The 14,430-nt window shown below is 58.3% G+C and carries 13 protein-coding genes; 1 reads left to right on the top strand and 12 read right to left on the bottom strand.

The features are described 5' to 3' along the window. The 6 genes from C3Y15_RS31955 to C3Y15_RS07400 all read right to left on the bottom strand — a co-directional run. A partial coding sequence (locus tag C3Y15_RS31955; protein WP_208328095.1) for a hypothetical protein occupies positions 1-281 on the bottom strand: 281 nt, incomplete at its 3' end. 80 nt (positions 282-361) lie between these two features. Further along, on the bottom strand, positions 362-2,278 hold the full coding sequence (locus tag C3Y15_RS07420; RefSeq protein ID WP_069239281.1) for a hypothetical protein: 1,917 nt from the start codon (positions 2,276-2,278) through the stop codon (positions 362-364). After that, complete coding sequence (locus C3Y15_RS32595) at positions 2,269-2,763, bottom strand: ABC-three component system middle component 2 (protein ID WP_347877299.1); 495 nt, start codon at positions 2,761-2,763, stop codon at positions 2,269-2,271. The genes C3Y15_RS07420 and C3Y15_RS32595 overlap by 10 nt, the downstream gene beginning before the upstream one ends. Beyond that, positions 2,760-3,803, bottom strand: coding sequence for an ABC-three component system protein (locus tag C3Y15_RS07410; protein WP_224056244.1), 1,044 nt, complete (start codon positions 3,801-3,803; stop codon positions 2,760-2,762). The genes C3Y15_RS32595 and C3Y15_RS07410 overlap by 4 nt, the downstream gene beginning before the upstream one ends. Positions 3,804-3,974: 171 nt before the next feature. Further along, complete coding sequence (locus C3Y15_RS07405; RefSeq protein ID WP_080484309.1) at positions 3,975-4,961, bottom strand: reverse transcriptase family protein; 987 nt, start codon at positions 4,959-4,961, stop codon at positions 3,975-3,977. Then, on the bottom strand, positions 4,942-5,247 hold the full coding sequence (locus C3Y15_RS07400) for a helix-turn-helix transcriptional regulator (protein ID WP_069239278.1): 306 nt from the start codon (positions 5,245-5,247) through the stop codon (positions 4,942-4,944). The genes C3Y15_RS07405 and C3Y15_RS07400 overlap by 20 nt, the downstream gene beginning before the upstream one ends. A 1,290-nt stretch (positions 5,248-6,537) precedes the next feature. Here C3Y15_RS07400 and C3Y15_RS07395 point away from each other — a divergent pair. Beyond that, positions 6,538-6,828 carry a helix-turn-helix transcriptional regulator gene (locus C3Y15_RS07395; protein WP_069239277.1) on the top strand — a complete coding sequence of 97 codons (291 nt, stop codon included), beginning with the start codon at positions 6,538-6,540 and terminating at the stop codon, positions 6,826-6,828. 67 nt (positions 6,829-6,895) lie between these two features. Here C3Y15_RS07395 and C3Y15_RS07390 read toward each other — a convergent pair whose 3' ends face one another. The 6 genes from C3Y15_RS07390 to C3Y15_RS07365 all read right to left on the bottom strand — a co-directional run bounded on the left by C3Y15_RS07390 (position 6,896) and on the right by C3Y15_RS07365 (position 14,227). Next, entirely contained in the window at positions 6,896-7,336 is a 441-nt protein-coding gene (locus tag C3Y15_RS07390; RefSeq protein WP_124259937.1) for a hypothetical protein, read from the bottom strand. Further along, positions 7,314-9,305 (bottom strand): integrase, encoded by a 1,992-nt coding sequence (locus C3Y15_RS07385; protein ID WP_224056243.1) that lies wholly within the window; start codon positions 9,303-9,305, stop codon positions 7,314-7,316. Before C3Y15_RS07385 ends, C3Y15_RS07390 begins: the two co-directional genes overlap by 23 nt. 4 nt (positions 9,306-9,309) lie before the next feature. Then, on the bottom strand, positions 9,310-10,932 hold the full coding sequence (locus tag C3Y15_RS07380) for a site-specific integrase (protein WP_080484308.1): 1,623 nt from the start codon (positions 10,930-10,932) through the stop codon (positions 9,310-9,312). Next, the gene (locus tag C3Y15_RS07375; RefSeq protein ID WP_069239275.1) at positions 10,929-12,128 is read right to left on the bottom strand and encodes a site-specific integrase; all 1,200 of its coding nucleotides are present in this window, start codon (positions 12,126-12,128) and stop codon (positions 10,929-10,931) included. The genes C3Y15_RS07380 and C3Y15_RS07375 overlap by 4 nt, the downstream gene beginning before the upstream one ends. Before the next feature lie 256 nt (positions 12,129-12,384). After that, positions 12,385-12,936 (bottom strand): single-stranded DNA-binding protein, encoded by a 552-nt coding sequence (locus C3Y15_RS07370; RefSeq protein WP_059461221.1) that lies wholly within the window; start codon positions 12,934-12,936, stop codon positions 12,385-12,387. Between the two features lie 103 nt (positions 12,937-13,039). Then, on the bottom strand, positions 13,040-14,227 hold the full coding sequence (locus C3Y15_RS07365) for an MFS transporter (protein ID WP_014723660.1): 1,188 nt from the start codon (positions 14,225-14,227) through the stop codon (positions 13,040-13,042). Between the last annotated feature and the right edge of the window lie 203 nt (positions 14,228-14,430).

Below are 14,430 nucleotides of genomic sequence, written 5' to 3'. Positions count from 1 at the left end.
CCCGGTAGATTCTCTGCGAAGCCCCAGCGCCCATTCTTCGGTGCCGGCACCAATCTGGCGGGGTTGGGCTCATAGTGCTTATTTGCGACCTCGAATGACCACGCTTGGGTCAACCCCTCGAGATTGAGCCCGGAGGCATCCAACTCTAACGTGTCTGCATACCAGTTGTGCCTTCGGACGTACGCCGAAGCCTTCTTCCAAGCAAGCGCCAGAACCACCTCATCACAGAGGTACTCCATTCGAGGGGCCAGTCTTTCGTACTTCGTCTTGATCAAGCTCATATTGGATGAACGTATGGGACCGAGAACAAGCTAGAACGTTGAGCCACTAGGTGTCCAACGTAGGTAGCAGCAACGCGGTACTAGCTCCGCACTCCCATTCCTGCGTCGTCTTCATCGCCCAGATCGTCGCTGGGCACACCACCTGCTTCGCTCGACTCAGCTTCCTCGGCTTCCTCGGCTTCCAAACCATGGCTGACGCCGTCGCGTAATGGATAAAAACCGTACCTACCTTTGCCACGAATACGCGTGAACGTGATGGGATCGAGTGCTTCCGCAGTCTCCAACTTTATGGGTTCGTTCTCGAGAACAATGACTTGGCCACGTCCGCTCCATGTAGACATCCAGCTATAGAACCGATCAACGATCGTTGCAGGAGGTACCTCATGTTCCTCGGTCGACTCCGGATCTGCGTACGTCTTTAAGGGGGAATCCAAGACAACGACACCGAGATGGGGATGTCCTTTCTCAAGGGCATGCTCCATGAGTGCAACCATTAGCGAGGATAGGTACAGACCTCGCACACCCGCGCCGTAGCTCAATCTTGAGCGATCGTCGATACGCAGGTCGCACGCGTCGTCATCGAGTGCGATATTTTCGATAGCGTTGAACCCCCAGGCACTCAACAACTCCCTCGCACGATCCGCCACCTCGCGCCCGAATGTACCGGCTTCACGAGTTACGGTGATGCGCTTGCGAACGGTAGCCTTCTTCAAACGACCAATCTCGGCTGTTAAGCGCTGCATCTCGTCGAAGTTACTCAGTTGCGCCGAGAGCTCAGAACGTCGCAGCGCCAAGCTCTTCGGGTCAGCAGTAAATTCTATGCGTGCGTTCTGTAGAACTGTCGCCTCACGGTTCTGCAACGCACTCATATCACCCGCAAGTTTCTCAGCGTCAGTCTTGCAGAGTTGATATCGGTTTCGCTCGTGGTGGAGTGCCCCGAGGAGTCCGATGCGCAAGATACGAATCTTCTCGACCTCCGCCGCGATGGCCGTTCGATAATTGCCAGGCGCCCCGGGACGCAGGTCGTTAGGGTCAACTTGACTTTCCGCCGGCGTGCCGCACAAGGGGCAATCCACCGTTGGAAGTTCCTGGAAGAATGCGACGCCCTCGCTAGTGCCACCAAGGCGTGCCAAGTCGTTCGTGTACTTCTTGTCCAGCAGCTCGAACCGGCTAATCATGGACTGCGCATGATTTCGTCTATTTTCTACTCTGCGCAAACTGTCTGACGTTTCTGCAATCTGCTTGCGCAGATCCTGCAATGCGGAAGCACGCGCGTCATACTGGCTCGTCATCGCCGACAAAGTACTATCCACCCGCTCCAGCGCGTCTGCTACATCCCCGCGATTCAGATCCGTCGACATGAATTCTTGAATGCGCGCTAAAGCAGCCTCAGCGGCTTGTAACTCGCCGCGGGCACGCTCGGCCTCTGACAGAGACTTGCGGAGTTGAATACCGGAGTCGTCGGTACCCGTCACGAATAGATGGAAAGAAGCCTCACGCTTCGACGCTGCTTGCCCGATCCCAACGCTGGGCTGCTTAGCGGGGATATCGGATTGCGACCACAACGCCCAGTGACGAAGGTCGTCCCCCGTCACAGCGCCCCGCTTACTGTGATTGCGCAGAATCTGCTTGCCGTCAGCACCAGACAGGCTCACGAGCAATTTCCCGAGGTCTTGATCCAGAGGCTCGAACGCTTGTTCCTCGGGGCTGCCCAACGCTCGCCAGTAAATTGCCGTGCCGCCGCCAGATATCCCGCGGCGGACTTCATATTCATCGCCGAGAGCGGTAAACCGCAAGCAAAATTCCTGATAACCCTGCGACAACGGAAACGTTTCGGGAAAATCGTCGCCTCCCAACATGTACCAGAGGCAGTCGTAGATGTACGACTTCCCGGTCTCACTTGGTCCTCGGATCAGCCGCCGCTTGGGGTGGAACGTGACTTGAGCGACTTCACGATCGGGCCCAAGGACCGAAAGAGACGTCAGAACTATGCCCATACGCCGCCTCCATCTCGTGCCACCGACTCAAGCTCGGCGCCCCACAGGTGGCCGCTAGCAGCGAACTGAGCAGTGAGTTCCGTGGAGCCTGCTTGACCATAGTGTTCCGCTACCCATGTGCAGCGGTGCTCCAACTCGCGCAGATAGTTTGAAGTCAGCGCGCCCGTCATAGTTCGCGCGAGATCCCCTGCAAAATAAGTGATCCCATCTGCACCCCACGTGGCCGTCACCAAGCCACGCGTGCTCATTAAGTAGAGCCCCTGCTCAATTAGCTCGCGTCGGCTCATGAGCTCCGCGCCGCGAAATGGGATGGGCGTATGCAAGCTGCTCGGTCCGTTCAAGTCGGCTGAGTACACGATGGCATAGTCGAGAAGCACCAGTTTCTGTAGGTCCGCTCCTCGCGGCGTGAGTGCCTGCAGCAAGTAGACCATGCGTATGCCAAGCTCGAAGGGTGAATTGAATACAGGCAGCGCCCGTCGCTTCACTTGACCCACTTTAGCCTCTTCTGGTTCACCAAGTGGTGGCAGGTACCCGGCAGATCACCAGGCCGCAATTTGGGAGCAAGTACGCTATCGCTGACGACCAGTTGCTCGGCGCCACTGGTGCCCGCCTCAAGCCTGTCGAGCCCGGTTCGGTGTCGCGGGCTTTTGACCTTCGGCCCTATGCCGGTCAGCACCATGTTCAGCAATGCATCGAACTCGGCTTCTCCATACGTATCTCTACTGAATGTCTTCAGGCCTTCAGCGCAGTAGAAAAGCACACGATGACTTTGGAAATGCTCACCGCACGAATCCGATGACATCAGTTCATCAAGCGTCAAGCTCATGCCGCAAACTTCAGCGTAAACTTTCCGCAACTCCTCGATGTAGACATGTTCACGGACTTCGGGGGCGGTTGGGGCCAAGGGATCGTCACCACGCTCCCCCTCGATGCCGAACAGTTCGAAGTGGGCCTTTCGATCCAGGGCATGCCATTCCAGAATGTCTCGCGTCTGGCATTCGACGATATTCCGGAAGTCGAAAGCAGTAACCAGACTCTCGAGTTCCTGAGTCAACTCAGCGGCACGCCCCTGAAGCCCTGTTCTCTCCGCCTTCCATGCGTCCAGCAGGCGCTGTTTGAATTCGTTGGGCTTGGCTAGCAGATTATGCAGATCATTACCCACGCCGCGCGGTGCGCAGAGGTAGTAGTAGCGCGGCTCAGGGTAAGTCTTCGCCGCTAAGTGCTTGAAGAACTTGACCAGTTCTTTGAACACGTCGGTCGGCGTCAACGCGTGGTCATAATGCTTGCCTTGGAACAAGTCCCATTGCCCCGCGCTCAATGCGGGAACCAGGCGAGCTTCGACGTCGCGCCCACCATCCCCAGAGCCGCCCAAATGCTTGACGAAGGCGTACTTCGCGCCACCGCCGAGCGGACGATTTAGGCAGGCCACCTCGACAAGCTTCTCCCACTGGTCGGGGTGAATTAGCAAAATCTGGGACGACGGAGGAATAACGCCGCGCTTGACCGAAAAACGGCTCTTCCGCACTGGCTTCTGAGTCGGATTTGTACACATATCCCCTCATATATTTCTTCTTGCGCATTGACATACGTCTTCGCACATCGTGAGCATCCGATCCCCGAACTTCTCGCTCGGACTGCTCGTAGCGTCATTGACTCAATACTAATCGACGCTATGATACCGCCGTATATCGCTCCCTTACTTGAGCGATTCGTTCACCGACTTTCTCGTCATCATACGCGTCAATCGCTCCTCGAGACGAGCAGCAGCGCTCGGCTCCACTGCTCGCGCAGCCGCCAATCGTCCTCTCAGCACGTCGCGGTTGTTATCACCGGCTGTCGCAATCGAATCTTGAATTGCCACAATCGCACCGTGGTGCTTGTTGCGAAGCCGAACACCGCCGTCGCGTCGCACGACTCCCGTAATGATGGCTGCCTTTCCCGGCCGCACGACAGCGTCCTTTGCATCCTTCGTTCGCAGACCACACCGCTTAATCATTACCTTTGTTTCAAATAGCAGGCCTTTTGTCGCATGAGGGCCCGATAGGGTCAAGTCATCAACGTAAAGGGTCATCGTGACACCACGCTCAGCGCAGAGTCGTTCGATGTCTGCGAAAAGATGACGATGCGTGAAATACGAGAGCAACGGACTGATGCAACTGCCAGTCGGCAGATGTCCATCCGCAGTACAGATGTTTGCCAAGAACCGAGCAATATCGTGCGAGCAGCCGAGATCTTTGTGAAAGAAACTCTTGACGTGCTGATACATTGTGCTCTCGAAGAATTTGCGTATATCCATCGCCACTACGGCACCACCGCTCTCGGCATGAGCTCGAGCGTTCGTAATGTGTGAGCGCTTCTTCGTGGCGGAATGCAGGAAATCGGGCCGTTGAATACTATCTAGATGCCTGACAAGGCGATAGTGAGCACGCAGCGTGGCTCCAGTAGGCTCTTGGATGTGCCGCGGCTCCTTACCGTCCTTCGATGCTTCATCGAATCGATGGTACGTCGGCGCCATGCACGTGGCCTCAAGCTCATCGACTGGAATGCCGATCAGTACCGCGAGTTGATGAATGCTCGACAATTTCCAGAGCGGAGACGATTCGATCGGATAGCGCGCCGACTTGTTCTTGCGCAGTCGTGCACGCCCCGCAGATTTATCTCGCTTACGCGCGTCTCTCGTCATCGGCGGCTACCCAGTCCAGTACCTTCAGCACGTTTGACGCCATCGCAACACGAATCTTCTCGCTGCGCTTGTCGGATTCCAACTCCTCGGAGAACAGCATCAGGCTCGACACGGGTACGCCAAACACGCTCGCATATCTGTTCAGCAAATCGACCGTGATTGCATGCGCCTTCTTGCCCGATTCGATCTCCGACAAGTAGTTGTTGGAAATCTCGAGGCGGCTCGCCAACTCTTCCTGGGTCATTCGATGATATCGGCGAAGGTGGCGTAAAGCCTTGTGCAACATTTGATCGCCTCCTTTCAAAACAAGGACTAGGCAGGGGTGTCGGCGCTCACCGCGTCCAGTGATCGAACAGCCGCGCAATCGCAACAGCAACGCGAAGCCATCCCATCAACAGTGACACGGTCTTGGGGTTGACCAGGGCTCGCCGAAGCTTGGCCCACGAACCGCCCCGAGATTGATGCACTGACTGTCGTCCCTGGTTGGGTATGGTTTTTTTGACCATGGTGTTCTCTCGTTACCCCTCGGCACAATTGCCTCGGGACCAGTACGTAACGAGAAATCGAAGCGGGACGACGTTTCCCCTGCCTATCCGTCTCCGCCCGCCGTACCAGGCGGCGGGCGGGGCCCCGAGCACACGTGCCGGGGTAAGGTTTGGAGAGTTACCTCTCCGCAGACCGATGAAAACGGTCCAGGTACCACGCTGGCTTTATCTTCAACACCAACCAGACTTCAGCATAGCATAAACTTCGCTGACAGCGAAGTTTATTTCGCTGACAGCGAAGCCAGAGGTGACACGACAGCTCGTCGTTGATCTGGATAGGGAGTGACAGTCGGTATCGTCGTGAATTGGAACGGGATCTCATCCGTTCCACGGTACCTACCGAGAATGATGAGAAGCACGTCGAAAAGGTAAGCGCCGTAGCATCGAGTCGCACGTCGGGCGGACATGTCTACGATGCCTCGCGACACCCACCCTGGCCCCGGTAGATCGGACGTCACAAGTTCCCGGTACTCGCTTTCGTGGTGATCGATCGACGATAAACTCGTTGGCCCTTGCTAGGGTATGTCGGAGCATCGGCTGCCATCGGGAGGTAGTGCCGAGAACCGTCCTCGGCAATCAACGCCATGGCTGGACGTTGGCGTACGTTGCGACTCTTCTGCACCGTCGGTGGAATCACACCGGCACGAATCTCTCGCAACGCTTCAAGCTTCCACATCCGCGACGAACACGCGGCACTCAATCGCAGGATTGCAGCACCGCGAACCACGAGTCCATCGCTAACGCACTGCTGGATTACAGCTGGGCAATCCTTCAAATCGACAAGGGTGACTTTTCTTGGACTTCCTCGCTGAGCACTCTCTGACAGCTGGAGAACAAGTGCGTCATTGCCTCCCCAGATGTCGACGATCGACCATACAGAAAATTGATCCCCCGCGACGGCGGAATAAAACGGCAATGCATTGGCTTTGTGTGTTGCAAACATGGCGCCGATGATACCAAATGAACACTATAGATTGTAGTTCTTTAGTGTTCGAAATGAGTACATCAAGTCCTTTATCGAGGGGGCTTGCATGCACTCATCGGCGCGAATCGGCGCAGCGTTGCGGATGCTTCGCCAAGCGAAAGGAGTATCTCAAGAGGACTTCGGCGTTGTCTCCAGCCGCACCTATGTCAGCACCGTCGAGCGCGGCCTCAAGTCTCCTACTCTCGGAAAGATCGAGCAGTTGGCAGAGGTACTAGGCGTCCACCCTCTCACGCTCATAGCCACTGCATACTTGGACGAATACAACGACAATGGGGTGGAGTCGGCCCTGTCCGACCTGAGAAGTGAATTACTGACTATCCTTGAAGAAGCGCAATAGAACTCGCGGCAGTGACCGAGGTTCGACCGTGCAGCGTCGACGATCGAGAACTCCGATTGAGCTGCGATCACACTCTTCTTCCTGCATCGAAGCTTCGTCCTGGATCATCCAGCGGTTGATCAAGTTCACCGATGCTCAGCCCGCGTCTGGAGCAATGGAATGCGATGCGTTGCCAACGCCGAAGCCACTCCTGTTCCAATGCTTCGTATCGCCTCACCTCCGCTCGTAGCGAAGCAAGAGTTTCGTCAAAGTACGCGCGCTCGTCGTCTTGCGAACGTGACCGGGAACGACGACCAGGCATTGACAGGGACTGTTTGGCTTCCTGATATGCACTTGCAATCTTCGGGTGACGACTCAGTGCTTGCCGCGTAAATCCTGAAAACGCTTCAATCCTCTCCCATGTCAGTTTGACGCCGAGCTCCTTGTCTCGCCACCGCTCAAGCTCAGCGATGATGCTCGTCAACTTTGCAGCACTGATTTTCGAGTTAGCTCGAATCGCCTTCGGCATGGCAGCCCCCTTGATCGATATAGCGTACAAGATCTACTTCCCCGAAGTTGAGCGGTGCCAATTGCGTCATCAGCTGGTCGTACCGGATACGCAGGTGCCTCATCCAGTCCGGCTCAACCAACGCCTGTCCGTCGATCTGCTTCTGAACACTTTGCAGGCTGATATAGACAACGGCCGCCTGTCTCTTGAGTTCGTCTGACCGTGACGCATCGCGCTTCAACCAGATGTACTCGTCGCAGTTCACCGTGCACTGCAGATGTCGCGGGCACGGCGCCATCTGGAAGTCGTGAATGCACATTCCCGGTCCGACATCGTGGACGGCATGGATGCGTGCAGTCAGGAATGTCTGTGCGAGCTCGGCTGGCAGAACCTTCGCAAGTTCCGTCACCGCACCGCTGATTTGACCGTCCATGATGTCCGCCACTACTTGCGCGGCCTTTTGGGCGTGCGTCAGGTGCTGATAGGCCTTTGTGTCGCCGGCATGCTTGCGCCCGAACCATTTGGTCTGCACGAGATCCGGTGCACCACCCTCGTCCAGTAGATGGTTTAGAAAGTGACGAAATCCATGCGAGCGAACGTTTATTTGGCCGCCACTACTGTCGGCGATCGCGTAACGCTCGAAAACGGAACCAACGACTCCACGTCCAGTCAGGAAATCCCGCACGTTCTGGTCAGTGATCGGACGCGCCGCGTAGGTCAGCGTCGTTCGAGTGCCACGGTGCATCTGATTTGTGTAAACAACGCAGAGCGCTTCATGGAGCGCAAGGCCGCGACCGGGTGTGCCGGGTATGGTGGGCGATGCCCAGTGGTCGCCCCGAATTCCCTGAAGCAGCGCCTCGCGACTGATCCGAATATTCTTCGCGACGACGGTGTAAGTGATGCGCCGAGCTTTCAGGAACTGCGCGACCGCTTTGCTGCGCAGTCCGAGTATTGCGGGTAACGAAGTGCCAACAATTTCCGCCTGTAACGGTAAGGCTGCGAGTAGCTCGCCCGACTCATGGAACGAGCGGGATATTTGGCGAGCTCCCTGCGTCGCCTCCCATAGCTCGATCAGTGCTGCTTCGACGACCTCCTCGGTCTCCGTCAACAGCGGTTTGATAAGCCACTCGACGGCCACATCGTCGGCACGTCCCTTCAAGCGCGCATAGCGCAGATTTTTGCTGCCGTCTTCAGCACGGGAGATGGGTTTCTCTGGCAAGGTCAGCATTTCGCCAATGCGCAGCCCGGTGCAGACCATTACCGTTGCAATCAGAATCATGATGCGATCGGCACTGACGGGATCATGTGGCGATGCGTCACGTGGGATCTGCTGATAGAGGTAGCCGATCGCGCGGATGGCCTCCTCATCTGGTAGCTGACTATGTTGCCCGACCTGCTGTGCCAAGTCGTCAATCCGACCAGGCGTCATTGATTTCGGACGGGATTTGCGTCGGCAGCGCCAGTCGAGTCGTATCCTGCACAAACCGTTACGATCTAGCGCATCGGCGAACTCCTCCATGTGACCAACGACCTTGTATGCCGTTGACTCCCTCTCGCGCTCGAACAGCCTTGCAGCCGCAGCATCCAGATGATTCGCCGTCAACTGGCCGATGTCATAGTCTCTATCTGCCAATGCATCGAACACGTAGCGCGAAGCCCGGATAAACACCATGTGACTGCTTGCCGACTGCCCCCGTTGACGATGCCGCTGGCATATAAGCGACTTCACGACATCCCCAAACGCCCCCCTAAATGGCGCCCCGGGCATCCGTGGCACGTGGCTATGCTGCGTGAACAGCAGACGCTGGGCTGGTCGGTCCGCTTTGTAGCCACGGGTGCGGTGCAGGTAAGCCAACGATACATCCCAGACAGTACCGTCCCATTCCACGCCCGGGAACGGGACTAAGACCTTTGCTTTGTCTACTAGCGTCTCACGGTTGACGATCCAGTTATCCGACAGCTTGCCAACCGCACTGGCAAGCGCCGCCATCGATTTACGCTTTCTTGCGACGCCCGCAGACATATTCGTCGACCTCTCGGATCACTTGCGCAACCGCGTAGATGACATCATCCAACTGGATTGACAAACGCGCGCCGTATTTCGTTTGACGGTACTTGCGGCCCGCGAGCAGTTCGCTTAGCACCGCCTGATGGTCGGCTTCCACGTAGGGTTGGAACTTTGGACAGAGGTAGCACGAGAACGGTGGATCAAGGGCACAAAGCTGATCCTGTCCGCAGGCTCCGATTTCAACCGGCAGTACCGCCGATATATCACCAACGAACTGGATGCGCTTCGTAGGATCAGGGCCACTCACGGCACACTCGGATGACGGTACCAGTGTTCCACGAAACAGCCTCATCAGCGGCCCCATCTTCAGCGCGGCCGCCTGATCGAGAATCTTGGTCAGGCGCCGCCCCTTCAGGGCGTAATAAACCTGAACGTGCTGCGTGTCGGAGTGATCAAGCATGGCGGCAAGCACTCTCTTTGACACACCCAATTCCACCATTGTCGTCGCGAACGTATAGCGCAACCGACGGGAAGTAACATGAAGAGCCTGCCCCGTACGTGGGGAAAAAAGATTCATCCGTACGGCAAACCGTTTTATCAACAGGCGGAATTCATCGACTTTAATGTGGTAGCCGTATTCACCGACGCCGGTGTCCTGACACCAACGATCAAAATTCTCGCGCATGAAGATAGGCCGGGGGTGATCGCCACAGTCAACCAATTTGTTCGCATCAAGAAGCGTCCGCAAGAAGCCCGCCAGTTCGTCGCTCACGCGTTCCTCGATAAAGGCCTGCCTGGCACCAACACCCGGCTTCTTAATTCTGGGAATTGAGAGCGTCCATTGCTCCAGCACGTCAAACCCTGCAAGCACATTCCTAAAGTCTGTCTCCCGCAGCAGGCAGAAGTTAGATGGATTGCGACCGTATGCAAGACTGAGCGCGACTGCCGCGCGCTGCATTACGTGCTGACGCGCCGTCGATACATCCTCCAGCAGCGCGCGACGAAGAATCGTCACTTCGGTATCCCAGAGCGGACCGCACTCCTCGTCCTCGAGTTCAACCGCAAGACGCGACGGTCGCGCAGGAATTTGAACTTCATCGAGTTCGAGAGCGAATTCCTCGTCGAAACCGAGGCAGTCCAACATTTCCGATGACCAAAGATACCAATGGCGCAGGACGTAAAAGTCGACCATTGCTTTCCGTACTCGCAGGCCCTGAATTGCCCTTTCCATCTGGGCGCGCAGAGCCGTTCGCATACGCACTGGATCAGTAATCTCGGCCAGCCCTGGCCACATATGTTGACCCCGTTCTGAGAGGGGATCGCGAAGCGCATCGACAATGGTGCGGATACCGTTCGCCACGGTTCGGCCAGCTTGTTGAGCAAGCAGCAGCACGGCCCATCGCCGCAGCGCATAGCTCACAATCGCATTGCAGTCGGCAAAGCTGGACCAGTCGACGGCTATGTGCTCAGTCGCCACATTAAACTTCCATACCGTGCCATGGAGGTCCATTCGCCGTCCATCCCGGTCAACAACGAAATCCGGCAACGCTGGAAGGCCGTACCGCCGCAGGTGTTCCGCCATAGCTTGGTTCACGTCGCTGTTCGTCATGCGTCGCTCCGGAAGATTGACCTGCCAAGGGACGCAGCCTGGTAGCTCAGGCTGATCTCACACGATTCGCGCCGGATGGCCGCATCGATATACGGCATCACTGAGTCGGCCGAGCGCCAGCCAAAGAAGTACATCATGTCCTTGTCGATTCGCTCCTCGTCCAATCCATTGCGCAAGCCAGCCTCGCGGAAGTTGGTCGCACATGTGCTGCGCAGGCAATGCGGGTGCAGACCTTCGAATTCAGGATGAACAATTGCGATCTGATCAAGGAGACCATTCACGCGCGCAAGGCTCATCGGTTGTCCGCCTCGACTTAGAAATAGGAACGGGCTCCTGCCGGCTCCTGGGATATTTCGGCGCGTCGTGCAGATGTAGTCGTTAAGGTACCTGGCTAGCGATGTGTTGCACGGTAGAAGTCTCGACTCGGTCTTGACTTGCGGCTCGTTGATCCGGGGATCACTTGGATCGTCGGGCGATCTCTGCACACGGATTTCGGGAATAGCGCGAGACAAGTGGCAGTCCGAAACCCGAAGCTTGAGCAACTCCCCCCGACGCACACCGAGCATTGCCATCATCAGCACGATCAGGAAGTTGCGCTGCCGATACGGCTTTTTCCATGGATTCTCGCGAGAGTCAGGATGGCAGATCCGCAATAGTCGTTGCTGTTGATCTGTCGACAGCGGCGTCGCATGAGTCGAAGACTCGACGCGCACGCGCCCCGCTGTTGAGAAGCTACGCTCAATGAACGTCAACCTCTCTCGCATTTCGCGAATTTCTGGGCTACCCACTGGCATCGCGAATATCGCGCACTCGAGATGCCACCTGACACACTGCGAAACGACGTTCAGACGAAACGCTACGGTGCTCGGCGAAACGATGAGCTTGCGAACTTTTCGGGTTGTCTGGAAGTTGCGCCGCAACCAGGGGTAAAGCTGACTGACGATCTCGTCCTGACTCAGACCTTCGCCAGAAACTAGACGCGTCTCCAGCGGAAACGCCTCTGCCAACGCCCAAGCCCACATATAACCGAGAGCGCGCAACGTCTTGATGAGACTGTTGACAGACAGCCTGGGACGCAGGTGCTTGATGAGATACGCGTTAATCCATGGCACCGGTTGCCTTTCCGCATCAAGCAGGATTGGAAGACGCTCCCCTCCTGGATGCAGAACCGTAACCACGTGAAATCGCACTTGCATGCGTCTCTCCTTGATGCTGCCGACTCAAGGTACGCAATGTTTACGACTTTTTCATGGCAACGCCTGGGGAAGCCCGCGCCTCAGGATTGCTAACACCGAAAGTTGACGATATGCGTTATCAGCGAAAAATCGTCTGCCGCCGCGGTACCCCTCCGGCAAATGTTGCGGGTCAAGGAACGCTCTGAATCCCAGATATATAAAGAAAAAACCCCACCAAAAGGCGGGGTTGATCTTTACATTTCTCGGATACGGGAAATCAGAACGGAATATCGTCGTCCATCTCGTCGAAGCCGCCGCCTGCCGGCGCGCTCGGACGGCTCTGGCCGCCACCTGCACCGCCCGCACCGCCGCGCGATGCGCCGCCGGTACGGCTGCCGCGTTCCGCCTGCTCGCCGCCGCGGCTGCCGCCGCCACCACCGTAGCCGCCGCCGTAACCGCCTTCGTCACCGCCGCCACCGCCGCCGCCCGCACCGCCGCGGCCGCCGAGCATCTGCATCTGGTCGGCGACGATCTCGGTCGAGTAGCGATCCTGGCCATCCTGGCCCTGCCACTTACGCGTGCGGATGCGACCCTCGATGTAGACCGACGAACCCTTCTTCAGGTATTCGCTGACGATCTCGGCGAGCCGGCCGAAGAACGCGACGCGGTGCCACTCGGTCATTTCCTTGAAGTCGCCGCTCGCCTTGTCCTTGTAGCGATCGGTCGTCGCGAGACGGATGTTCGCAACCGCGTCGCCGCTCGGCAGGTAACGGACTTCAGGATCGGCGCCGAGATTGCCGACGAGGATGACCTTGTTGACGGATGCCATGTGTTTCTCCAATAAATTCGATGCCGGACCGCTCGCGAAGGTGCTCCGAGCGGCCCGCCGAGCAAGCCGCCGAGCGCCGTCCGTGCGTGCCCGAAAAGAGGGTTCAGGCCTTGCGCGGCGGGGCTTTCATGCTGGCCGCGATTATAAGCCACGCCGCCACGAGCCCCGAACACGCATAGAAGACGGTGTTCGCGCCGCCGTGCTTCAGCAGCCAGCCGCCCGCGATGCCGCCGAGCGCGAGCCCGATCGATTGCGTGGTGTTGTAGACGCCCGTGGCCGCGCCCTTGCGCGAACCGGGCGCGAGCTTCGACACGAGCGACGGCTGCGACGCTTCGAGGATGTTGAAACCCAGGAAGTACACGAAGAGGATCGCGGCCACGATCAGAATGGTATGCGGTGCGCTGCCGAGCAACAATTGGCCGATCAGGATAGCGAGGATGCCGCCGAGCAGCACCGGCTTCATCTTGCCGCGCTTCTCCGCGACGATGATCGCCGGGACCATCATCACGAAGGCGAGCCCCATCACCGGCAGGTACACCTTCCAGTGCGACGCGACCGGCAGCCCGCCGTCCACCAGGAGCCGCGGCACGACCAGGAACAGCGCGGTCTGCGTCGCGTGCAGCACCAGCACGCCGAAGTTCAGCCGCAGCAGTTCGCCGTTGTGCAGCACCTCGCCGAACGGCGCCGGCACGTGCACGGGCCGCGCCGCGTCGGGCACGATCCACAGCACCACGCCGATCGCGACGATCGACAGCACGCCGACGATCGTGAAGAGCCCGCTCATGCCGACCCAGTGGAACACGATCGGCGCGCCGACGATCGCGACGGCGAACGACACGCCGATCGAGCCGCCGACCATCGCCATCGCCTTCGTGCGGTTCTGCTCGGAGGTCAGGTCGGCGATGAACGCCAGCACCGCGGACGACACCGCGCCCATCCCCTGGATCACCCGGCCGACGATGATCCACGTGATGTCGTGCGCGAACGCGGCGACGAAGCTGCCGAGCGCGAAGATCAGCAGGCCGGTCGCGATCACGGGCTTGCGGCCGAACTTGTCCGACGCCCACCCGTAGAAGATGTAAAGCAGCGACTGCGTGACGCCGTAGGCGCCGAGCGCGAGCCCGACGAGCAGCACGTTGTCGCCGCCCGGGATGGTTTTCGCATAGACCGAGAACACCGGCATGATCATGAACAGGCCGAGCATGCGCAGCGCGAAGATCGCCGCGAGCGACGCGGTCGCGCGCAGTTCGGGCGCAGTCATGCGGGAAGACGTGGCGGACGGATTGGACATCGGGAATGAATTTCGAATGATCGGAATGTCCGCCCGGCGGCGGGCGGCGAAAGATCAGGGCCAGCGCCCCGGCCAAGCCGGGCAGGCGCTTTCAGGAAGCTTTCCGGCGCACCTCGCAGGATGCCGCGCAGCCGCGCCGCGGGCCGCCCGAAGCCGTGCGGCAAGGCCGCTTTCACCCGCGCGGGCAGCGCGTCGACCGGCTG

This window comes from Burkholderia sp. B10, assembly GCF_004368385.1.
Lineage (GTDB): Bacteria > Pseudomonadota > Gammaproteobacteria > Burkholderiales > Burkholderiaceae > Burkholderia > Burkholderia vietnamiensis.
This window is presented reverse-complemented; position numbering and strand designations above follow the sequence as displayed.

What these genes read in the sequence shown, in the direction of transcription:
- C3Y15_RS07365 (WP_014723660.1), bottom strand. Translation starts at nt 14,227, where the DNA reads ATGTCCAATCCGTCCGCCACGTCTTCCCGCATGACTGCGCCCGAACTG.
- C3Y15_RS07405 (WP_080484309.1), bottom strand. Translation starts at nt 4,961, where the DNA reads ATGACGAGAGACGCGCGTAAGCGAGATAAATCTGCGGGGCGTGCACGA.
- C3Y15_RS07395 (WP_069239277.1), top strand. Translation starts at nt 6,538, where the DNA reads ATGCACTCATCGGCGCGAATCGGCGCAGCGTTGCGGATGCTTCGCCAA.
- C3Y15_RS07380 (WP_080484308.1), bottom strand. Translation starts at nt 10,932, where the DNA reads ATGACGAACAGCGACGTGAACCAAGCTATGGCGGAACACCTGCGGCGG.
- C3Y15_RS07370 (WP_059461221.1), bottom strand. Translation starts at nt 12,936, where the DNA reads ATGGCATCCGTCAACAAGGTCATCCTCGTCGGCAATCTCGGCGCCGAT.
- C3Y15_RS07420 (WP_069239281.1), bottom strand. Translation starts at nt 2,278, where the DNA reads ATGGGCATAGTTCTGACGTCTCTTTCGGTCCTTGGGCCCGATCGTGAA.
- C3Y15_RS07390 (WP_124259937.1), bottom strand. Translation starts at nt 7,336, where the DNA reads ATGCCGAAGGCGATTCGAGCTAACTCGAAAATCAGTGCTGCAAAGTTG.
- C3Y15_RS07385 (WP_224056243.1), bottom strand. Translation starts at nt 9,305, where the DNA reads ATGGCGGCGCTTGCCAGTGCGGTTGGCAAGCTGTCGGATAACTGGATC.
- C3Y15_RS07400 (WP_069239278.1), bottom strand. Translation starts at nt 5,247, where the DNA reads ATGTTGCACAAGGCTTTACGCCACCTTCGCCGATATCATCGAATGACC.
- C3Y15_RS07375 (WP_069239275.1), bottom strand. Translation starts at nt 12,128, where the DNA reads ATGCAAGTGCGATTTCACGTGGTTACGGTTCTGCATCCAGGAGGGGAG.